Source organism: Adhaeribacter rhizoryzae, assembly GCF_008629685.1.
Taxonomy (GTDB): domain Bacteria; phylum Bacteroidota; class Bacteroidia; order Cytophagales; family Hymenobacteraceae; genus Adhaeribacter; species Adhaeribacter rhizoryzae.
In genome coordinates this window covers 1-21,126 of the sequence record NZ_VWSF01000038.1, presented here as the reverse complement: position 1 = coordinate 21,126, position 21,126 = coordinate 1, and the positions used below count along the sequence as shown (strand labels likewise).

17 protein-coding genes are annotated in these 21,126 nt (G+C 38.3%); 8 read left to right on the top strand and 9 right to left on the bottom strand.

All coding sequences use genetic code 11. The features are described from left to right. The first annotated feature begins 10 nt into the window (after positions 1–10). From F0145_RS25510 to F0145_RS25500, 3 genes are read left to right on the top strand one after another with little or no spacing between them, the layout of a single operon-like run. Entirely contained in the window at positions 11–418 is a 408-nt protein-coding gene (locus tag F0145_RS25510; protein ID WP_150093427.1) for a (deoxy)nucleoside triphosphate pyrophosphohydrolase, read from the top strand. Continuing rightward, complete coding sequence (locus tag F0145_RS25505) at positions 378–722, top strand: nucleotide pyrophosphohydrolase (RefSeq protein WP_150093425.1); 345 nt, start codon at positions 378–380, stop codon at positions 720–722. The genes F0145_RS25510 and F0145_RS25505 overlap by 41 nt, the downstream gene beginning before the upstream one ends. Then, positions 719–1,849, top strand: coding sequence for an MrcB family domain-containing protein (locus F0145_RS25500; protein WP_150093423.1), 1,131 nt, complete (start codon positions 719–721; stop codon positions 1,847–1,849). The genes F0145_RS25505 and F0145_RS25500 overlap by 4 nt, the downstream gene beginning before the upstream one ends. Before the next feature lie 694 nt (positions 1,850–2,543). On the opposite strand, the gene F0145_RS25495 is transcribed toward F0145_RS25500, so the two are convergent. The 5 genes from F0145_RS25495 to F0145_RS25475 all read right to left on the bottom strand — a co-directional run bounded on the left by F0145_RS25495 (position 2,544) and on the right by F0145_RS25475 (position 9,582). Further along, complete coding sequence (locus tag F0145_RS25495) at positions 2,544–5,306, bottom strand: ATP-binding protein (protein WP_150093422.1); 2,763 nt, start codon at positions 5,304–5,306, stop codon at positions 2,544–2,546. A gap of 406 nt (positions 5,307–5,712) precedes the next feature. After that, positions 5,713–7,167, bottom strand: coding sequence for a TRAFs-binding domain-containing protein (locus tag F0145_RS25490; RefSeq protein ID WP_190277646.1), 1,455 nt, complete (start codon positions 7,165–7,167; stop codon positions 5,713–5,715). A gap of 261 nt (positions 7,168–7,428) precedes the next feature. Beyond that, positions 7,429–7,842: a TIR domain-containing protein gene (locus tag F0145_RS25485; RefSeq protein WP_150093419.1), complete on the bottom strand. Its 414-nt coding sequence runs from the start codon at positions 7,840–7,842 to the stop codon at positions 7,429–7,431. Between the two features lie 4 nt (positions 7,843–7,846). Beyond that, on the bottom strand, positions 7,847–8,398 hold the full coding sequence (locus F0145_RS25480) for a hypothetical protein (protein WP_150093418.1): 552 nt from the start codon (positions 8,396–8,398) through the stop codon (positions 7,847–7,849). Beyond that, a complete protein-coding gene (locus F0145_RS25475; RefSeq protein ID WP_150093417.1) occupies positions 8,395–9,582 on the bottom strand; it encodes a patatin-like phospholipase family protein in 1,188 nt (395 codons plus the stop codon). Before F0145_RS25475 ends, F0145_RS25480 begins: the two co-directional genes overlap by 4 nt. 115 nt (positions 9,583–9,697) lie before the next feature. On the opposite strand from F0145_RS25475, the gene F0145_RS25470 reads away from it, so the two are divergent. From F0145_RS25470 to F0145_RS25450, 5 genes are all read left to right on the top strand, one after another. Next, complete coding sequence (locus F0145_RS25470) at positions 9,698–10,888, top strand: toll/interleukin-1 receptor domain-containing protein (protein WP_150093416.1); 1,191 nt, start codon at positions 9,698–9,700, stop codon at positions 10,886–10,888. Positions 10,889–11,344: 456 nt separating this feature from the next. Then, the gene (locus tag F0145_RS25465) at positions 11,345–12,940 is read left to right on the top strand and encodes a pentapeptide repeat-containing protein (protein WP_223816237.1); all 1,596 of its coding nucleotides are present in this window, start codon (positions 11,345–11,347) and stop codon (positions 12,938–12,940) included. A 204-nt stretch (positions 12,941–13,144) separates the two neighbouring features. Continuing rightward, positions 13,145–14,413 (top strand): pentapeptide repeat-containing protein, encoded by a 1,269-nt coding sequence (locus tag F0145_RS25460; RefSeq protein ID WP_150093414.1) that lies wholly within the window; start codon positions 13,145–13,147, stop codon positions 14,411–14,413. A 199-nt stretch (positions 14,414–14,612) separates the two neighbouring features. Beyond that, the gene (locus F0145_RS25455; RefSeq protein ID WP_394349610.1) at positions 14,613–14,792 is read left to right on the top strand and encodes a hypothetical protein; all 180 of its coding nucleotides are present in this window, start codon (positions 14,613–14,615) and stop codon (positions 14,790–14,792) included. A 139-nt stretch (positions 14,793–14,931) separates the two neighbouring features. Beyond that, on the top strand, positions 14,932–15,315 hold the full coding sequence (locus tag F0145_RS25450) for a response regulator (RefSeq protein ID WP_150093413.1): 384 nt from the start codon (positions 14,932–14,934) through the stop codon (positions 15,313–15,315). Between the two features lie 42 nt (positions 15,316–15,357). Here F0145_RS25450 and F0145_RS25445 read toward each other — a convergent pair whose 3' ends face one another. The 4 genes from F0145_RS25445 to F0145_RS25430 all read right to left on the bottom strand — a co-directional run. Continuing rightward, entirely contained in the window at positions 15,358–16,584 is a 1,227-nt protein-coding gene (locus F0145_RS25445; protein ID WP_150093412.1) for a sensor histidine kinase, read from the bottom strand. 404 nt (positions 16,585–16,988) lie between these two features. After that, positions 16,989–17,531, bottom strand: a complete 543-nt coding sequence (locus tag F0145_RS25440) for an RNA polymerase sigma factor (RefSeq protein ID WP_150093411.1) — start codon at positions 17,529–17,531, stop codon at positions 16,989–16,991. A 495-nt stretch (positions 17,532–18,026) separates the two neighbouring features. Next, entirely contained in the window at positions 18,027–18,242 is a 216-nt protein-coding gene (locus F0145_RS25435; RefSeq protein WP_150093410.1) for a hypothetical protein, read from the bottom strand. A gap of 412 nt (positions 18,243–18,654) precedes the next feature. Continuing rightward, the coding region (locus F0145_RS25430) for an Ig-like domain-containing protein (RefSeq protein WP_150093409.1) at positions 18,655–21,126 on the bottom strand (2,472 nt) is incomplete at its 5' end.

Genomic DNA, 21,126 nt, shown 5'->3' with positions numbered 1-21,126 from the left:
TTCAAATAAAATGATAGAAGTAACTGCTGGAATAATTGAAAAGGATAACAAAGTCCTATTGGCGCGTAGAAAGCCTGGCAAGCACCTTGAGGGCTATTGGGAGTTCCCTGGTGGTAAAATTGAAAACGACGAATCTCCAAAAGAATGCTTAAGAAGGGAGTTACTTGAAGAGTTCTCCATAGAAACAGAAATTCTTGATTTTATTGCAGCATCGGTGTATGAATATCCAGGAAAGACTATCAAGCTCTTAGGATATTTAGTAAAATTAGTTAAGGGTAATTTCCAGTTAAAAGATCATGATAAAATTATATGGGTTTACCCCGATGAGCTAAAAACTTATAAACTAGCTCCTGCAGATATTCCTATCGCTAAAGAGTATGGAAAACAAAGATTTAATCAAAAAAATAATAGCTTTTAGAGAAGAAAGAAACTGGGAGCAATTTCACTCTATAAAGGATTTATGCCTTGGTTTAAGTATAGAAGTATCTGAATTGCAAGAATTCTTTTTATGGAAAACTAATGAGCAAATCAATTCTATTAAAATTGAAAAGAAAGAACATATCGCAGATGAACTGGCAGATATATTTATATTTCTTGCCTACTTGAGTAATGATTTAGGAATAGATTTAGATAAAGCTATTGTTACGAAAATTGATAAAAACGATGATAAATATCCAATAGAGAAGTCCCGAGGTTCAAACAAAAAGTATAATGAGTTATGATTAAAGAGCTTTTCACAGATGTATCCAGGAATTATTTTGTAGAGAAGGCAAATTTTTTGAATGATCCTGTTCGCCCTAGAAAATTATCTGTTTACAGGTCTTTTCAAATTATTGAAAAAGAGTTAAGGGATTTATTACAGAATGAATCCAAAATTCCTTATTCTCAATACCTTTTCGAAGGCTCGATTGGTGCGGGTGCTTTTGCCGATGTTCCATGGATATGCGTCTTTGATAAAGAGATTACCAAATCTGCTCAAGATGGCTTTTACTTAGTTTTTCTTTTTCAAGCAAACATGGAAGGCGTATACCTAAGCTTAAATCAAGGTTGTACCCAGTATTATAGAGAATATGGAACAAGAGTAGGAAGAGAAAATATAAAAGCAAATGCTAGTAAATGCCAAAAGGTCCTTAGGAGCATTGGCAATTATAATACTGAAGCAATAGTTCTATTTTCAAGTTCAGATTTAGGTAAAGGATACGAGGCTGGAAATATTTGTAGTAAATACTATTCTTTCACTGACTTTCCTGCTGATAGTGAACTCATTAATGATTTAAGAAACTTTATAGGGTTGTACAGAGAATTAAAAGGTCTTGTTGGCTCAGATATTCTTGATATAAGGGCTCAGGTAAATGAAGAGGAATTTCAAGAAGAAATACAAACGGGCAAACCGAAGGATTTACCAGTTGGTAAAATTGAGAAGAAGGCTAAAAGATTAAATGCGTCGTCTACTTCCTGGGTAAGAGATCCCAATATAGCTTTTATGGCTCTCAAAAAGGCAAATTATAAATGTGAAAATAATGAGAACCATATAACATTTATTTCTGCAACAAATAGGCATCAATTTGTTGAGGCTCATCACTTAATACCAATGGAATTTCAAGACGATTTTGATGCCAGCATTGATGTTCCTGAAAACATAATTAGCTTATGCCCCAATTGTCATAGAGCGTTTCACAACGCTATAGATGAAGTTAAAATAGCCTTAGCCATGAAGTTCTTAAGCCAAAGAAATCAGCAACTGGAACAAAGAGGAATATCAATCAAAGAAAACAAATTAATTGAATACTATAAAATTGAAGCCCAACTAGAATTACATTCACTCGAAGATAATCTCCTATATCAATAGAAGTTTTATATTTAAATATCTTGTAATAGATCCACGTAAATATCAACTTCAAAAGAAGCGAAAAGTTGTACTTTTAATATTGTATCCATTTAAACATTTAGAGTTTAACAAAGTAAAAATAGTACTCCTTATCATCTCTCTCCTAAATGCTAAATTAACAACGAACGTTGTAAGAATATAAGATTAAAACCTGGTCACACAAACCTGCTGCTAATTGCCTTTAAATTTGAGTAAATCAACCTGGCATTGCATTTCTGAAAAAAGTTATTCCATCTGGTTTTTAATAGACATCAAAACTCCTGTTTAACATAAAAACGATTATAAACAATTTGACACCTAATCAGGTATTTGACCGGCAGATGGGCTAGAAGGGGGACAAGCAGGAAAAGATAGGCCTTGGAACAGGTGCCCAGTCTGGACAATACCCACCAGGTACAAATCCGGGCAGCTTTACAAGAGGCTAGAATTGCTATTAAGCAATCCGAGGTAAAGCAGCAACAGCAGCTCAAACGGGGAGGTTGGAAGATGTAATTACTCCTTTACGTTTAGGTATTTATGTAGGTGTGGCATTGGCAGTACTACTTTTAGATTGAAAAATACTACTGCCATGTTATTGTCCGCACAATTTACTATGTCCTGCCATGCTTGCATAAATACCATGTTAGTGGCAGTTTATATGCTTTGTTAATATTTGTTAATACTGGTCAATTTCCAATATTTCTGTAGCGGGAATTGGTTTCTTATTGATACTGACTCCCTGATGCTTTATTGCTAATAAACTTCCCTCTTTAATATATCCCCATCCGTTCCATCCTAATTCGAAATTATTCACCGATAAATAAAATTCCTGTTTTTGTTCGTTTTCAGCAAATAAAAAACTAGACATTCCATATCCTTTATCTTCCGGTATATGATACACTTTGACAATTTCAAAACCATCTAATTGTAATTCCTCAATATGTTCTTTATCGTAATTAGAATCAGGCTGTTTTTCATTATACCACATTACACTATGCAGGGGATTGTTCTTGATATCATACTTATATAGTTTCTTTATGTACTCTTGGTTAGAAGTACTATTAATGTTTTCATTTCTAAGTTTAGATACTATATTAAAAAAATGAGACGCAACAAAATTTAAATAATTTAAAACTAACTCTTTTGGATAATTGTAAGAAGGATTGACTATAAAATCTAAATCTTTTATAATTTTGTTGGACTCAACACAAGCTACATCAAAATATCCTTCAGTTTTAAAAATATAATCAAGTATGAAGAATATCTCGTTGATGATTTTAGTATTATCTTCAATAAACTCATATTTATACTCCATTTTTCTCTTAAATGCAGTGGCTCTTGAAATCCCAATCATACCATTCCATGATTCTGCTTTTTTCCAACCCCTCGTCAAAAAAAGAACCTTATCATATTCCCCCAAATATAATAGGCCTAATAAATATAACTTTGTGATTGTAAAACTGAACTTTTTTGTAGAATTTGAAGGAACGTTATATCCCTTATTATATAAATATTCAAAGTAAGTAATGGCTTCTTCATAATCATTGTTTTGAAAGTATCTAATAGCTAAAGCTAATTTAATTCTTGGAGAATTTGAGTTTGCCCTCTCTGCTTTTTTAAGATAAGTTATTTCATTTGCTGTGTCTCTTAATGCCTTGAAAACTCTTGAATAACTAAACAGCAGCAACGGATCATTAGTATTATAACGAATTTGATCGCCTATTTTTTCTTTGAGAATAGAAAGATCTGAATGATTTGAGACCAAATCTCCAGATTTGGATAAGGCTTTATTTAAATCTGTTATTATGCTATAGATATTAGGGTCAATGTTTTCTGGAATAAATTCCTCATCAAATTCTGTTAATCCGAGCTGTCTAATCCTTGTCGCTTGCTCTAATATTTTTGCTTTCCGTCTTTTTAAGTCTTCTGTTATGCTATTCCTAACCTCAATATTTTTGGGATTACTAAGTAATAAATCTTTTATAGATTCACTTAGTTTATAAGTATCGTTTCCAAACTCATCTGTACTCCTTAGTATTAAGCTAGTTTTTGCTAATTCATTTAATGATTCGATTAGCTCTTCTTGCGAGAATCTCAAAAATTCCATTAATTCAGATTTACTAGGGTTACCAGCTGCATATATGGCTTCTAGTACGATAACAGAATTTTCATGTAGGGACTCAATTAAATTCTTGAATGAAAATGAAGCTATATCCTTTTGGGATTTGCTTATTGAGTTGACAATATCACCCCCTTTTAAGTATAAGTCAATTGTCAATCTAATGGCAAGAGGGTTGTTATTAGCAGCTTCCGCAATTTTCTCTAAATCTTCTTGCTTAAAGTCCAAAACCCCTCGTTTGCGTAAGTAACTGCGACTTAAATTAACGGCATGCCTTTTCCCCAGTGGTTCTAATGGTATTGTAGTTGCAGAGTCAATAGATACTCTGCTTGTGACTAGCAACCTCCATTTTAACGGTAAAGATTGATTAAGTTCTATGAATTCCTTTTGAGAATCTATTAGTAAAGTTTCTAAATTATCAATACATAGCAATATTCGTTCATCTTCAAGCACCTCAACAGCTTCGTCAAATGTTGAAAAATTTTGTTTTGGATACATTATTTTCAAATCCTTCAGTATCGCATCTTTGATTTGCTCAATTCCGCTTATAGCATCCAATAATTCAACACCTTCAACTGTTAACTTTTCATTTTTAAGAGTGCAAAAAATTATTGAGCTCAATTTTGAGGACCAAGTAGGACTTAAACTTACATCTTTAAGATACTGCAACATTAAAGAAGTCTTGCCGATACCTCCGGGAGCAACAATAGCAATAAGATTATTTCTATGTTTTGCTAAAACATTTTCCAGATCTTTAAATTCCTTTTCTCTGCCCAGCAATCCTGTTATTTCATGATCAAAAATTGTCGGCAGAGTATTAGGAATTGCCCAGTGCACGTTATGCAACCACTCATGCGGCGGCGTGTTTAAATTTTCTTCAACCGCAGAATTTAATGCATTTCGTACTGCTGTTAAGTTTAGTTTTTCAATTAATGGGTCACTCGCAATAGTAGCTGCTCGGAACCAATATGAGTCTGGAAAAGGACGATTTGGATGACTTACTGCGTTTCTTATGTTAAAAATGCCTAAAAGAGAACATAACTGTTTCAATTCTAGCATGTGAATATGATAGTTTGTTCCTTCAGTAATCTTGAGTGCGAGAGTAAAAATTTCATCTAAATAACTTGCTTCAATTATTAAGTTGAGATCAGTATTGGCAAGACTATTTCCCTTAGATTTTTCTCTAGTGATAATAGATTCAATAGCTATCTCTGGAATTTGATTTATATGCTCATTGGTTATAACATACTTACCTAATGATAGTTCGAGTTCGTAAACTATCATAGCTGTTTTAATCCTTAATTTTTGTGAATAATCCATTATTTAAGATGATTATTTTAAATTGCCACTAACTAGTGGCTGTAACAAGTTATTATGTTTAGCCGCTGGACGGTAGGTGGGTAAACGTAATAGCGGCCGTTAATATAGTAAAAATTAATATACTTAAAGGGTGGTACCGACAGGTTTTTAGCAGAGGGAGATTTCCCTCGAAAGTACCAAAAAAAAGCTGCCAAAAAGCCCCACTCCATTAGCTGGAAATGCCTTTTCGCTGATAACTACGATTATGTTAAACAAAGCGTAATTTCTGGCTTTTGTTATATTTAAAAGATGGCCCATAGAATAAATGTCTGGGATAACTTATCAAATTGATATAACTATCAGCAAATTAAAATGGATAACTCAGGTTTATCTCGATAAATAATAAATTGCTGATTTTAAACTGATGTCATTTTGTTATTATATATTTTAACGGGGAGTCATTAAACAAGGGTATTAATTTATTCAGTTGTTCTTTAGTGGATTGTTTCATCCATCCTTCAGGTGCTTTTTCATAAGCTTCATTCAATACTTTTCGAGCATTTTTTTCATCACCTAATCCTACCAAGGATTCCCCAATTGTAGCCATTACCCAATACCAACTCTTAAGGTATGTATTTATGGCCATTTCTGGAACCTTATCATTACTAGGAATTGGGTTATCCTTGAGCCATTGTTCGCAAATTGACAATACTTCTTTTCGGACCCGGTTGGCCTCTACAAAATCGGCAATAGCCTCAGCTCGGTCAGTAGATTGCGCAGCTCGAACATTGAGCAAAAAAGCAAAGTTAATACCATTATAATAATCATTGCAGATGTAAAATCCTCTCCCATAGGCTCGCACTGCTTCATCTAAATAGTCTGGCATCTTCTCTAAGTCCCAAAGGCGCTTGTGAACAGCTCCCCATAAACCCAAGGTTTCTATATCATTAGAAGTATCCGGTTTTAAGAGTTTAAGCAACTGGTGGGCTTCTAGCAAGGCATCCTTTTCATTAGGAAGCTTACTCTTATAAGTAACCAAAGCTAATCGTTGAAGGATGTACGCATCCTCCGGTTGCTTCATCACTTCTTTCTTAGTCATCCCTTGTTTCTTCATCTCATCTTTTTTCATCTTACGTACTGAGGTAAGCAGTTTTTTAGCTTTTATCCAATCCCCATTTTTCTGTGCCTCATCTACCTGCTGCATCAAATCATTATGGGTTTTTAATTCCCCCGGCAAACCAGAATTTACTGATTTATTCTTATTGGCATATTTTTCGTCTCTCAGTTCAGCCTCCTTATTATGAATTTGAAGGCCAGTATCAATAGCCTCCTGTATGTTAGCTTGCACAGCAGCAGCCAAAGCTGGTGGATTAAGACCATTGAGAAAAGCATAAACCGGACTGTCCTTATCTCTGGGGTCTTTTTTCATTATTTCCTTTATAGCTTTTGTTAATTGCTGGCGAAACCGCATAACTTCCTCAAAGCCTATATCTTCGCCTAAATGGTGGTACTTCCTTATTGAAACATGATTTAAATCAAAGGGAAATGTTTTTATTCCGTCTTCTGCTATGATTACAGTTGTAAAAGGACGTAGTGCATGCCGCACCCCAAGCTCGTAAAAAGCATTCTTATTAGAAGTGGATAAATCAGCAACGACCACATCTGCATTAAGTAATTGTTCATACATAGGAACATCAATAAGGCCAGAGTGTACTATTTCATCAGCCCGAACACACTTTAGCCCTGCAGCTTCTACAGCTGGCTTTATCATATTTTTATAAGATTTGTCAAGGTCCAGGACCCGTCCTGTTTCAAAATCGGTTTTCTTTCCGAAACCCATTACAACGAAACAAATTCTTTTTTCTTTTTTTACTTTTTTCATAACCATTTGTATTTTGCTTTATTTAAAAGTAAACCAGTTCAAGAGATAATACCCATAGTTATAATTTACAATTATGTTGCTGATGGATGAAAACAATTTTTAAAACAAGTGTAGTAACAGTGGTATTAAGAAATAAAACGAATCAAAGCTTCTTCGGAATTCCATTAGACAAATCATGCGCTATTTTTAAGTATTTAGTTAATCACAGAAGCTTAGATATATCTAAATTTTTGGGTCATTACTATGATGATTTTTATACAGTTAATAACACATTATAGCATTGTTTAACGCATAAACAATACCGCTTAAGGTAAAGCTATTAGCAATAGCAGTATATCTGGGTAGACCAGCAGGATTAATGTTGCCTGATTTAATTTTTACCGCTGCAAATCTTAGATTAGTATCTGGCTGCTTGGCTCTATCTATTTCCCACTTCATCCATTTGCTAGAGTATGATTTTTCACCGATTATAACCAAGATGTAATCTGCCTCTTTCATTTTTTTAGTTAAAGCTCCTTGTATTACACTAGAAGCAGTACTTTCAATCGGAACATTGGGCGAACGCTGGTCAAATTCAAAATCGAAATCAGTATTAGCATCCCATGCCCTTAATAAATCTTTATAGTGAACATTTTCGCTGTGGTCATAACTAACAAATACCTTTTTAACCGCCATTAACTTATATTTCTTTTATATTAACAATATTGATGTGTGCTCCTTGTTCTTTGGCAATCTGGACCATGTGCTCTGTGCCTCCACTCCCATCACCACCTTTACCATCCCACAAAGCAATCAAGGACATGTTACTGCCTCCGTCTTGCAGCGCATTGTCCAGCATCCATAGATTGGCCCTTTCCCAAACATTATGTTCATCAATTTCTTTTGCTTTCGGTAAAATGTAAACAGGCAGTTGTTCATTTAACCTATCAAAGCGGGTATCCCATTCTTTACCAGCAAATGAAACGGATGCTTCTTTAAATTCCTCCGATGGCAGGGCCAGGTACATTTCCGTGGGGATACCCAGTTCCAGGCACAGTTCATGAAATAGAATGTCGCCCCCACAGGCCCCGCCGGCTATACCTTTAAGCTCACCTGTTGCCGCTTTTTTTTCTTCAATCAAATGCTTTTCAATCTCATATCTAGCGGCCTGTTCTTTATCAGCTGGGAAACGGGGCTCTGGTCTGTCCTGCGCATCAATCATGTGCCCCGTAAATAATATCCACTGATTCATTTACTGCTGGGTTGGGGTTGATTGATAAAGTTGCGGAAATGGGTTTTTACCTTTACCTGACTCTTTCCCACCACTCTTCCTACTTCTCTTAAGTTATCTATCTGCTCAACTGAATCTAGCTGTCGCACCTCATCACTATCTATGTGATTTAGACTTAACTCATCCAAGGCTTTCTGGCTGAGGTCAGCATTATAGCGAACGTAACTAAAATGGCGATTGGCATCACTGTCCAGGCCTATTATATTATTTTCCTCATCTAAGGGTATCAAATCACCTAGTTCCCGGTCGATAGGTGCACCAAAAATGCAACGGCCTACAGTTCGGCAATTAATATCCTGGTCAACCTGCATGGAGTACATCAGATTATTGGGTAATTCTTTTAAAGTTTCCAGCAGATTATCATAGCCTCCAGGACTAGGTGCTGAACCGGTACCAACCGAAACAATGAGCAGATTCTTTTCTCCCGTTTTCCAATTAAGACCATATGGTTTCTGGGTTGCCATGCGGTACAAAAGAAAGGCAGGATTGTTATAAGGAGTGGTGCCCCCATCTACAAATACAAAAGTCTTTTCTGGGTTTTTGGGGTCCCATTGCAATGTTTCAGAGCGGAAGTAAGCGGGAGCTGCTGTGCTTGCCCGAACTAATTGATACAAAGGTATGCGGAGATTACAATCCGGTCTGCTGACCTCATTGTACTTTGCTACAGGGTTATTGCTGATAGGCCAGGGAGAATCGGTGGAGCGGTTCATGGTTACCACCAACAAAAGGGTTTTAAAATCCCCTGACTGTAAATCAATATCTCCTTTACCGAAGGTATTTTGCAGTTCTTTCACTAAGGGGCCTTCATTATAAAAGTACTTAACCTTTTTTAATAAAAAGGCTTTATCGAACATGGCCTCCCCTTTTTGCTCGTAGAAATCCAGCAATTGTTGCACTGACATACCTCTGGATAAACCAGCCGCAATAATAGCACCGGTACTGGTGCCGCCTATGTAGTCAAAGTAATCACTTAGTCGGAAATTGTCATCTTGCTTTAATTCCGTTTTTAACTGGCGTTCTAGCTCCAGTAATATTTCTAATGTTAATACACCTCTTATGCCTCCACCGTCGAGAGAAAGGATTTTACGCGGTTGTTCTGTTTCGTAGCGAGTGGCTAAGGGCCCCCAAATTGATTTTTTTGACATAATATTATATTTTTCTAATAGTAAATATTATTTTTATAAAATACAACTGTGTTCACCTAGAATTAGAAAAGGTGTTAGGAGAGTCTTTAAAGTGTTAAAAAACATTTAGTTTCGTATGGCGCACGTATTCATTTCTTATAAGCATGAGGATCAACCTGTAATTAACCGGTTAGTAAATGACCTTCAAAAAAATGGGGTGCAAGTTTGGCTAGATAGGAACGATATTGAGCCAGGAAATCATTGGGAAAGTGCTATCGTCAATGCTATGAATACTGGCCACTTTTTTTTGGCTTGCTTTTCAAAAGCTCGAACTGGGTATGAGGAGTCGTATGCAAATGAAGAACTAGAGTTAGCGTTAGAACTACTTCGAAAAGGTTCTAAAAAACATGAATGGTTCTATCCAATAACCCTCGATGGCACTCCTATTCCGAATCTTTCAATTAGTGCTGCTGAAACCTTAAATAGCTACCAACACCTGAACCTTTCGGTTGAGTGGGATTCTAATATACAGAAGTTGCTTCGTAAGATCTACTTACCTGAACAAGAAGACCAAGTAAAAATCTACTCGTTCATTGAAAAAGTTATTGCTATATATTCTCTTGTTTTTTGGCGTAGTCCCCAGCAGAAACCACCAATCCTATTGGAAGATAGTGAATGGGAAAGTAAGAGTTTCACATTAGACTGTGAGAATATCGATTGGATCCATAATTCTCTGGTGGAACCTGGCGAGTTATTTGAATGCTTTAGCAAAATTGTTACTCATCGAAGCTCCTACGAATCAGAGCCGTTTGAGGGTTACTATGTTACACCAAATCCGGATTACTGGTATACATTTCGGTGGAAAAGCTTATTCGGTTATGAATTGGACATCACTGTAAATCCGGAAAAAAATGGGAGCCTTTATGAAATTGTGGAGGCATTATATAAAAGGACACACGATAATACGGAGGAAGGTCATCCGCTACATATTAGGGGTTACGCCATTGAGATTAAAGGATTACGGCAATCAGGTAATGTATTCTTTGTGGCAGGCAATGGATACTTACTTACCAGTATCTCGGGATATAATGATCTGTGTAACGAATGGGTAATTTATTTTAGTGAAGATATATATCTTCGAGGAAGTGACTTACTTAATCTTATTCGAGGTGCTCTTGATTGGAAAAGCATCTTTGAGCCGAACCTGGAAAAAGCGATTCGTATCTTAGAATCTGATTGGAAAGGGCTGTATCCCTATTTTAATAAGGATTTTTTGGCACAATTCAAATGGATGAATGAGTTCTCGCATATTGGCTTTTCGGATTAAAGCTAAGAATAACCACTTAACTTCAATAAGCTTTAGCACAATGCTACATTTCAGAACCATAAATACCACAATGAAAGTTATACAAAACAGCAATGAGCCAAATTACAATATATAATAATTGTATTCTTTTAATCTTTTTAACTCGTTTCAATAATTATACGGCCACCATGATTAATGAGATGACTTATTGAGATGAATAGTTAAAATTAATGGACTTTAAGAACTATTATTTACTGTTGAAAGACTTATCTGCGGCCTACATATCTAATTCCTTGAACTTGCTAGAAAGCCAAAGTGGATTTATGGAGTACTTGAAATCTCGGCCCGTTAGCTCTCTAGTCAGAAAACCAAAAAGTTATAATATATTTAAAAATACTAAATATAAATTTAGATACGCATCTACTTAGTGAATTAAATATTAATTTGATGAAAATACATAAGCTAATATTAACCTTCTTGAAGAAACTATGGGAAAGAGAAGACAAAGAAATAAATATAAATGATACATTAGTGGATAACAAGCCTCTACTAGTTGATATGAGTATGTTACAGGAGAGTGATGAGGAAGATAGGATTAATAATGCTATAAGAGCAAGTAAGACACCCCTTCGAGACACTTTACAATTATTGTGGGAGAGTGATGAGAAGGAAATAAAAATGAATACTACATGGACAAATGAGAGTCAATGTAAGTTAATCCTAGATGGTGTAGAGGGTTGGAATAATTGGAGGAGAAAAAATCCAAAAGTCAAGGTGAACCTCGAAGGCGCTGACCTTCGGGGAGCCAACCTAGAGGGCGCTGAACTCGGCAAAGCTAAACTCTCAAGAGCGTGCCTCAGAGGAGCTAATCTACGAGAAGCCAAACTCGGAGAAGCAGACCTCGGAGAAGCAGACCTTTCTGATGCCAACCTCCAAAGAGCTTGGGTTCAAAAAGGGAGCCTTCATAATGCTAAATTCTACCGGGCCAACCTTAATGAAGCCAATCTCAGTGGCTCTATTATCACGGGAGCAGATCTCCGCAACACCAACCTTCGAGATGCCGACCTTCGAGATGCTGACCTTTCTGATGCTTCCTGCAGTGATGCTGACCTTTCTGGAGCCTTACTGACTGGTGCCGACCTCAGTAGAGCCGCGCTCTATGAAGCTAACCTCCGTAAAGCAAATTTCTATGGAGCCGACCTCTCTAATGCCTCTCTTGCTGGAGCCTGTTTCATTGAAGCCAACCTACATGAAGCTAACCTGCATGAAACTAACTGCTACAGAACAGACTTCAGTTATGCTAATCTCACAAGTGCTAATCTGCAAAATGCTGTTTTAGTAGAAACAAATTTAGAGCAAGCTATTCTGACTAACAGTAAAATATATGGGCTTTCAGCATGGGCCTTAAAAGGAGCGCCTAAAGCTCAATCGAGCCTTATTATTACTCCTAATGAGGAAGCCGCAATCACGGTAGATGATCTTAAGTTAGCACAGTTTATTTACATGCTTCTTAATAATGAAAATGTTCGGAATGTCATAGACACTATTACTTCCAAAGCGGTGCTTATTTTGGGTCGTTTTACACCAGATCGGAAAAACGTATTGGATCTTATTCGTCAAGAATTAAATAAATACAATTACGTTCCTATTCTTTTTGATTTTGCGAATACGCAAAATCAAACTTTACTTGAAACGGTATTGACACTTGCTGGCATGTCACGGTTCATCATTGCTGATGTGACTGATGCCACAATGGTTCGTGAAGAGCTCAGGTCAATTGTTGAGAAATATCCTTCAAAACCCATTCAGCCCATTTTATTGCATACAGAAAAGGAATATGTAACACTTCTAGAGATATCAATCGGGTTTAAAAGCTTATTGAAAATATATACATATAAAGATCAAGATGAAGTTGTTTCTAATTTAGAACAAAATATTATACATCCTGCTGAAGCGTGGATAGAAGCAAGGGAAGGACAAATGTTAGGAACCTTTAAAACGGCAAGGGAGATTGAACTAGAAAGGGAGAATGAGGCATTGAAGAAGAAACTTGAAGAAAAGGAGGAGCAATAATATCTTTACTAATAAAGCCAAATTGCTGATAAGTTCTTATCCGGTACTCTCTGGCTTTCTGCTGTTTCGCTTGTTTTTCCATAACTTCACAAGTCCTCAGCTTTAATTATAGATACTTGATGGGTTTAAAGATTTTATAATAGTTTAATGTGTCAGGTATGGCGCTTTTAAGGTATATTCAACTAAATATTAAGGTGATATAAAATGGCCGATGAGAATCAACTTAAGTTAATCCGGGAGGGTGTAAAGGTTTGGAATAAGTGGAGAAACGAAAATCCAGGCATGCCAGTCGACCTCAGTGGAGTTAACCTCAGTGGAGGCAACCTCTTTAGAATCAATCTCCAACAGGCTAACCTCAGAGAAGCTAATCTTAGTGGAGCTAACCTAAGAAAAGCAAAGCTTAATGGAGCAGACCTTATAGAAGCTGACCTCAGAGAAGCCAAACTCCAGAAAGCTAATCTTAGTAGAGTTAATCTTAGTAGAGCTAATCTTAGTGGAGCTAACCTCCGCCAAGCCAACCTCAACCGAGTCCATCTCCTAAAAGGAACGATTAGGGAAGCTAATCTTAGTGGAGTCGAACTCATAGAAGCCGAACTCATAGAAGCCGACTTCTTTAGAGCTAATCTCCGGAAGGCCAATCTCAAAGATGCCAATCTCAGTCGAGCTGACCTCAGAGAAGCCAATTGCTACAAAACAAATTTAAGCCAGGCCAATCTCACAGGAGCCGGTCTGCAAAATGCAAGTTTAGTAGAAACGAACCTGGAACAAGCGGTTTTAACAAACTGTAAAATATATGGAATTTCCGCCTGGGCACTGGAGGGAACCCCTGCGAATCAATCCAACCTAGTTGTTACACCTATAGGGGAACCAGAAATTACGGTAGATGACCTACAAGTAGCCCAATTTGTTTACCTGTTACTGAATAATAAAAATGTCCGCAATATTATTGATACCATCACTTCCAAAGCTGTATTAATTTTAGGAAGATTTACCCCAGAAAGAAAAGCCGTGTTGGACGCCATAGCTGATGAATTGCGTAAGTATAACCTGCTACCCATCATCTTTGATTTTGAACGCTCTCCCTCCCGAGATTTTACCGAAACCATTAAGTCACTGGCCAGTCTTTCTTTTTGTGTTATTGCTGACATTACCAATCCCAGCTCCGCACCCCTGGAACTACAGGCAACTGTGCCGGATTTCCAAATCCCATTCGTGCCTATTATCCAAGCGGGTGAGAAACCGTTTTCCATGTTCAGTAGCTTGATTGGAAAATATGATTGGGTACTAAAGCCTGTAATAACCTACACCTCTATTGATGACCTTCTTGCGGGATTTGAACTGGCCATTCTGAACCCGGTCCTGAAAAAACACAAGGAATTACAAATGACAAAAGCACAAGCTATAGAAGTCTTATCCATTAAAGATTTCATAAGCAATATGAAACTTAATTCAGCATCAGACTTCCGGCTCTAAATTAGCATTGATTAAAGCACCCTGGTATAATTACCCAAACCTGAGTGCCATGTATATAAAATCTTTTGTTACGAATTATAAATATTCGTTTGGGAAATGCAACCAAGACTAATAGCCTTTGGCTAGAAGCTAACTTACCTTATATCACCTATTATGTAAAACAAAGGGTGAATTCAGAATTTTTAGTTAAGGGAAGAAAATGAAAGTTGCTAAGGATTCCAATCTTACTTGCAAGGGGCTTTACGAAAGGCTAGTGCTCAAAGGCAAAAATGGGAAAGTGGCTTTAATTGCCGTCTGCAACAAGCTCCTCAAACAAGCTTTTGCGATTGTGAAATCTTCCATTCCCTACCGCCCTGATTTTACAAATATTCGGCCCTAAAAAGCTTGACTTTTAACACAGTTCATATTAAATAGGGGTTGAAAATGGGTTTTGTACAATTCTGGCAACTACTACATCTACCTGGCGTAAACCAACACTATTATCCTAATCTAATTCTGGATGAGGTAATTGAATTAGGATGGAATCCCCGAAAATAATATTATTAGTAGACGATGATGATACCAGTCGTTTCTTGGCAAAAAGAGTTTTTAAAAGAGTTGCCGTTGAAGTAGATATTCTAACGGCTAGTCATGGCCTGGAAGCATTAGATATTGTCAAAGAGGTCTGCCAGCGAGAGCAATGCCCAGAATTGATCTTACTCGATATTAATATGCCCATTATGGATGGCTTTGAGTTTTTAGAACAGCTCCAAAAATCAGCGGATTTAAGTTGCGCTGCCATCAAAATTGTTTTACTGAGCAGTTCGACCCACCAACTGGATTTAGCTAGAGCTAGAAAATATCCGGTAGTTGATTTTATTGAAAAGCCACTGACGCCAGAAAAACTAGCTAGATTTTTGTAGTATTATGCTCTGCGCCTTTATTGGTGCTGCTGGGCAACTTAGCTATATTGCCATAGGGAAAATAATGGTAAAAGTAGTACCTTTATTTAGCGTACTATTAACCTGAATCTGCCCTTTCGCATTTTCAACTAACCTTTTTACAATATATAAACCCAGGCCACTTCCTTCCACATGGTTGTGCAAGCGTTTAAACAGGGTAAATACTTGATCTTGTTTTTCCGTGGGTATGCCCAGACCATTATCCCTAACAGAAAGCTGTATCCTTCCTTCCACCTGTTCCATATTTAAGCGTACCTGCGGCGTTCTTTCCGATGAACGATACTTGAGGGCATTGCTTAAAAGATTATACAAGATGCTTCTGAAATTCTTTTTGGAAATGTTCAATAGAAAACTATCAGGACTAAACACTTCTATGCTTGCTTTAGAATTTATTATTAATTGATTCAAGTCCTGCTTGACATCATCTACGATCTCGAAAATGGCAATTACTTCAGATCCTTTTTCATTTCTGCTCTGGTCAGCTTCGACAATGGTGGTCAGGTCCTTGATGGTTACGGCAAAGCGCTGCACGGAAGATTTAAGCATTCCCATGATCTGGTTGATTTCTGCTCGGTCTATTTCTTCTTGCTCAATAGTATCGGCTAACATATTAAGTAAGCTTTCAATATTAGCAACCGGTGTTTTCAGATCGTGCGAGGCGGTATAAACAATGGTATCCAAATCGGTATTAACTTGGGTTAGGATGGTATTTTTACCCACCAAAGCTTGATTAGCCTGGTAGCTGCGGTCCATTAATTCCTGACTTTGTAAATGGAAGGCTAGTAATTCGGCAAACATGGTAAAAGTACTGATTACTTTCGTGTTGTTTATTTTGACCGGTTTAGTATCTATCGCGCAGAGTGTACCGAAAAATGTGCCATCTTTTAGAATAATGGGAATGGAAATATAGCTTTGTAGCCCGTAGATTTGAGGCGTGTGATGATGCTTGTAATGTGGATCTGCCTCGACATGATCAATGATGATTAGTTGACGGTGATTTCTTATTTCATTGCAGAGGGTGGTTTCGATTTTTAGTTCTCCACCTACTGGTAAGCCAAATTGCACTTCATCGCGTACGCTGCAGGCCAACCATCGGTCACTAGTTACCCGGGCAATAGCGGCAAACCCCATACCGGTGATCTGACAGATCATTTCTAGCATGGAGGGCACAATTGAAATTTGCCTGACGGCCTCTAGGTCTTTATACAACTCGTCTTGAATTTCAATCATGGAGAAAACTATGAAATAACTGATGATTAATCATTTAATGGCTGATGAATAGGCGGCCAAAGGTAATTGAAAAAGACTGAATCTGATAAAAGATATGTTAGCTTTTAAATTAGTAAGAATGGAAGGCTCAAATCTTAATTATACCTTTTATTCGACTAGTAAAACATTATAAGTGAAGTTATCCTATGTTTGCTTTAGATGATTACCTTATATAAAAAGAGGAGAGAAAGGAAGGAGTAAGATTATTCTAGTTGTTAACCATAAGTTAGAGCTGGCTTTGGAATTAGATATCCTGTACCTGTAACCAGAATTCAGACGTAGTATTAGCAAAGACTGCTGCTAACCGAAAGGTCATAATTGGAGTAATAATCTGCTTGCCACTTAGAATAAATTTTCTTTCTTTTCTAGGCGGCTAATACCGCGGGCTTTACTAATAGCTTACGAAGTATTTGCAGGGCCCGGCGTACCCTGGTTTTTACGGTACCCAAAGGCAAGGCTAATACTTTCGCAACTTCAATGTGGGAGTAGCCTTCAAAATAGAGCAGGTCTACTACTTGCCTTTGGTCAGCCGATAAGATGGCCGTTAATTCTTTAACCCAGATGCATTCCGGTTTAAAGGAGGTGATAGCTGCTAATCTATCTTCATCAGTACTTACTAACGCTAGGTTTTGTCGCCCTTGGCGGTAAGCAGGAGAACGAATTTTATCAATGGCCACATGGCGGGCAATCGTCACCATCCAGGTAAATAAACGGCCTTTACTGCTATCATAAAGCGAAAAAGAAAACCAAATTTTAACAAAACAATCCTGCATTGCCTCTTCAGCAATGAATTCATCTTTTACAATGCGTAGAATAATTCCGTATAAAGCTGCCGAGTAATTATCATAGAGAAGCGACATAGCCGATTGATCCTGGTTCTGTAAACGAATAATAAGAGCTTCTTCCATGAAAAGATATGCCAAATGGTAAGAGAAAGTTGTTTAAAACATATAATTATTCGTGTACGTGACTAAACAAAATCAAGATGCTGTAAAACAGACAAAAGGAATAATTTATTTAAAATAAATGATCGAAAATTAAGCAACCAAAAAATTGTCCCTAGAGGTGATTTTTTGGGCTATCGTTATTCCTTCGGAGCTAATTTTTGAGTTTCCTTAGCATACAGCACAATCGTGGCCATTTCGAAGAATTTATGCTGTATCCCTTCGTTTTAATAACAATTCTGCAATATGAACATTACCCTTGCAGCCTATAAGTACACTTATGTAAACTATCCCCTACTTGTCTCAGCATTTAATAATTTAGTATAATTTTTGAAATAGCCTTATGAGGTAAAAAGACCTAGCAACACCAAATCTTTTTTAGTATCTTTTTCCGTGTTTTGCAAGATATCTGGTTAACTATTCCAGCTTTAGACAGCTTCTAAAACCTTGATAAAATCATTATTTAGTAGCAAATTGCTTTTGATGTAACTGCACGCCCCTGCGTCTTACATGCTGTATTTTAACCCCACTCGTTGCTTTTAGTTGCGGCAAGTGGATCATCCGCCAAACCTCAAAGCGAAGCACCGCCAAAGGTTTCTTGCGCCGTGGGATACTGGCTGTCGCTTCTTGTATAAAAAAAAATACGGTAAGTAATAGTATATATTTTTTCATCATAGGGAATGGACTAAGAGTTATTCTTTGAATTTAAGGCTTTTAGTGATAGCGGTAGTTTCAGCAGTGTTGTTATTAATCAATAAAAAATACTATAATACTTTCTATCATGGGATTAGGTTCTAAATAATTTCAAATAAAATATACCAAATCGTATAAAGTAAATGCCATAAGTTAAAACCTCACTGATCTTAAAGATTGGTGATGTCTGGTCAAAAGCTATTGCTATAGTGCGGTTAAGAAAGAATGCTTATACGATTTGGTATTATAAGGGTCTATATGGCCATTACCTATATTTTGATTAAAGATTTTAATACCGTTAAAACAGTTTCTTTCATTTATTAAAAAGAGAAGCCCCGCCCAAAAAGCGGGGCTTCTCTTTTCTTTAATACCAGGTATTCCAGCGGGTGTTAATTTACGGTTGAATAATAAGCGGTTTAGAAGTTACCTTATAATCTGTAATCAACTTCAACATATAAAGCCCTGGTGAATAATTGACCAAATTTATTTCTAAAGTTTCGTATCTTTTAGCCAGGGCCTGTCCGGTTTTTATAGTTTTAACTTTTGCACCCTTACTATCATATAGCTCTAAAGTGTACTTTCCAGCCGAAGGAAGTTTAAATTTAACGGATGTACGGGCATTGGTTGGATTTGGATAAATCACAAAGTCTGGTTCCGCTACCTGGAATATTTCATCTGTAACCGGGCTTTTAGCTGATGGTAATTCGCCGGGGGCCAGCACCCTTACCGAGGCAAAAGCGGTATTGCCGTTAGCATCGGTTACCGTTACTTGATACAAACCGGCTGTCACCCGCGGTAAATCCTGGCTGGCAGTCCCGCTATTCCACCGATAGGTATATGGCCCTACGCCACCCTTTACCGTTAAATCTATAAACCCGTCGTCAGGACTGGATTTGGTTATATTTTTATGGGCAACTACCAGGCTTAATTCCGTTCCCGGCGATGATACCGTTAACCAGGTGGTAACCACCTTACCAAAAGCATCCATTACATCCACCGAGTAACTGCCCGGAGGCAATCCGGTTAGGTCTTCGGTAGTGCCACCATTACTCCAGCGGTAAGTATAAGGCAGTACGCCGCCTATTACACTTAAGTTAATAGAACCATCCCGATTCTCTGCCCCCGAAGCATTAAGATGAGCGGAAGCTAATGTCATAGGACCGTTTTTGCGGCCCACGTACAAGGTTGTTTGGGCTTTGCCACCACTGGCATCGGTTACCGTTACCGAATACAGGCCTGGCGAAGCAACCGATATATCTTGCGTACCCGTGCCAGAATGCCACCGGTACGTGTAAGGCGCTATACCGCCACTAACATGTAAATCTATGGACCCTGCGCCTTCAAAAGGCCCGTACATGCCGTACCAGGGTTCGGCTGGAGTAACGGTGGTGGTAAGGGCCATGGTTGATGCAACTGGCACGCTCTCATTAACTGTAATGCTTACCGGAGCCGAGGTAGTTACCTGGCCGTTGTTATCAGTGGCTTTTGCTGTAAGGCTATAACTACCGGCGGCCACATTGCTCCAGCTATAACTAAACGGCACCGTGACATCTTCGCCCAACTTGGTAAAGCCCTGGAAGAACTCTACCTTGCTTACACTGCCGTCACTATCGGCCGCATTGACAGCAATGGTAAGGCTAGCCGGGGCCGTATAGCTGGCTCCATTATTTGGAGCAGTGATAGACACAGTTGGTGGAACTGGCGCATTAACCATAATATTTATTGGGTCCGATGTGGTTACCAGGTTAGTGTTATCAGTAGCTTTAGCGGTTAACGAATAAGTACCAGCGGCTACATTGTTCCAGCTAAAGCTAAAAGGACTGCTCAGATCTTCTCCCAGCTTAGTGGTACCCTGGAAAAACTCTACCTTGGCTATACTCCCATCTGCATCAGCGGCATTGGCAGTTATTGAAATACTTGCCGGAGCCATAAAAATGGTGTTCGCAACCGGACTAGTAAGCGCCACCGTTGGAGCAACTGGGGCTTTTACGGTAACGGCTACTACTGCCGAATTAGTAGTAGCACCGTTATTATCAGTTGCTTTAGCGGTGAGGTTATAATTGCCAGCGGCCACATTGCTCCAACTGTAACTATATGGTTCCGTGGCATCTTCGCCGAGCTTAGTGGCTCCATTAAAAAATTCTACTTTGCTGATGGTGCCATCAGCATCAGTGGCATTAGCAGCAATGGTAATACTTGCTGGGGCCATAAAGCTGGCGCCGGTTGCCGGACTGGTAATTGCTACGGTTGGTGGAATTGGCGCATTAACGGTAATGTTAACCGCCGCAGAAGTAGTTACCAATCCACTGTTGTCGGTCGCTTTTGCCGTAAGGCTGTAACTACCGGCTGCCACGTTGCTCCAGGTGAAGTTGTAAGGAATGTCCAGGTCTTCGCCGACCTTAGTTGTGCCCTGGAAAAACTCTACTTTGGCAATAGCGCCATCAGTATCCGCTGCATTGGCAGCAATGCTGATACTTGCTGGTGCTGTATAACTACTATTGGCCGCCGGACTGGTAAGGTTCACGGTTGGTGCGGCGGGCGCATTAACACTAATGCTTACGGGGGCCGATGTGGTTACCAGACCCGTGTTGTCGGTCGCTTTAGTGGTTAACGAATAAGAGCCAGCGGCCACATTGCTCCAATTGTAACTAAACGGCGCCGTAACATCTTCGCCCAGCTTAGTGGTGCCCTGGAAGAACTCTACCTTGCTTACACTGCCGTCACTATCGGCCGCATTAGCGTTAATGGTAAGGTTGGCCGGGGCCGTATAGCTGGCATTGGCTGCCGGTGAAGAAATAGATACGGATGGAGGTGCGGAACACTGCGGGTATAATTTTACTACTTTGGTGGTTGCTAAACCGGCGGC

Coding starts and splice junctions, on each gene's coding strand:
- F0145_RS25510 (WP_150093427.1), top strand. CDS start 11: ATGATAGAAGTAACTGCTGGAATAATTGAAAAGGATAACAAAGTCCTA.
- F0145_RS25505 (WP_150093425.1), top strand. CDS start 378: ATGGAAAACAAAGATTTAATCAAAAAAATAATAGCTTTTAGAGAAGAA.
- F0145_RS25500 (WP_150093423.1), top strand. CDS start 719: ATGATTAAAGAGCTTTTCACAGATGTATCCAGGAATTATTTTGTAGAG.
- F0145_RS25495 (WP_150093422.1), bottom strand. CDS start 5,306: ATGGATTATTCACAAAAATTAAGGATTAAAACAGCTATGATAGTTTAC.
- F0145_RS25490 (WP_190277646.1), bottom strand. CDS start 7,167: ATGAAAAAAGTAAAAAAAGAAAAAAGAATTTGTTTCGTTGTAATGGGT.
- F0145_RS25485 (WP_150093419.1), bottom strand. CDS start 7,842: ATGGCGGTTAAAAAGGTATTTGTTAGTTATGACCACAGCGAAAATGTT.
- F0145_RS25480 (WP_150093418.1), bottom strand. CDS start 8,398: ATGAATCAGTGGATATTATTTACGGGGCACATGATTGATGCGCAGGAC.
- F0145_RS25475 (WP_150093417.1), bottom strand. CDS start 9,582: ATGTCAAAAAAATCAATTTGGGGGCCCTTAGCCACTCGCTACGAAACA.
- F0145_RS25470 (WP_150093416.1), top strand. CDS start 9,698: ATGGCGCACGTATTCATTTCTTATAAGCATGAGGATCAACCTGTAATT.
- F0145_RS25460 (WP_150093414.1), top strand. CDS start 13,145: ATGGCCGATGAGAATCAACTTAAGTTAATCCGGGAGGGTGTAAAGGTT.
- F0145_RS25455 (WP_394349610.1), top strand. CDS start 14,613: ATGAAAGTTGCTAAGGATTCCAATCTTACTTGCAAGGGGCTTTACGAA.
- F0145_RS25450 (WP_150093413.1), top strand. CDS start 14,932: ATGGAATCCCCGAAAATAATATTATTAGTAGACGATGATGATACCAGT.
- F0145_RS25445 (WP_150093412.1), bottom strand. CDS start 16,584: ATGATTGAAATTCAAGACGAGTTGTATAAAGACCTAGAGGCCGTCAGG.
- F0145_RS25440 (WP_150093411.1), bottom strand. CDS start 17,531: ATGGAAGAAGCTCTTATTATTCGTTTACAGAACCAGGATCAATCGGCT.
- F0145_RS25435 (WP_150093410.1), bottom strand. CDS start 18,242: ATGATGAAAAAATATATACTATTACTTACCGTATTTTTTTTTATACAA.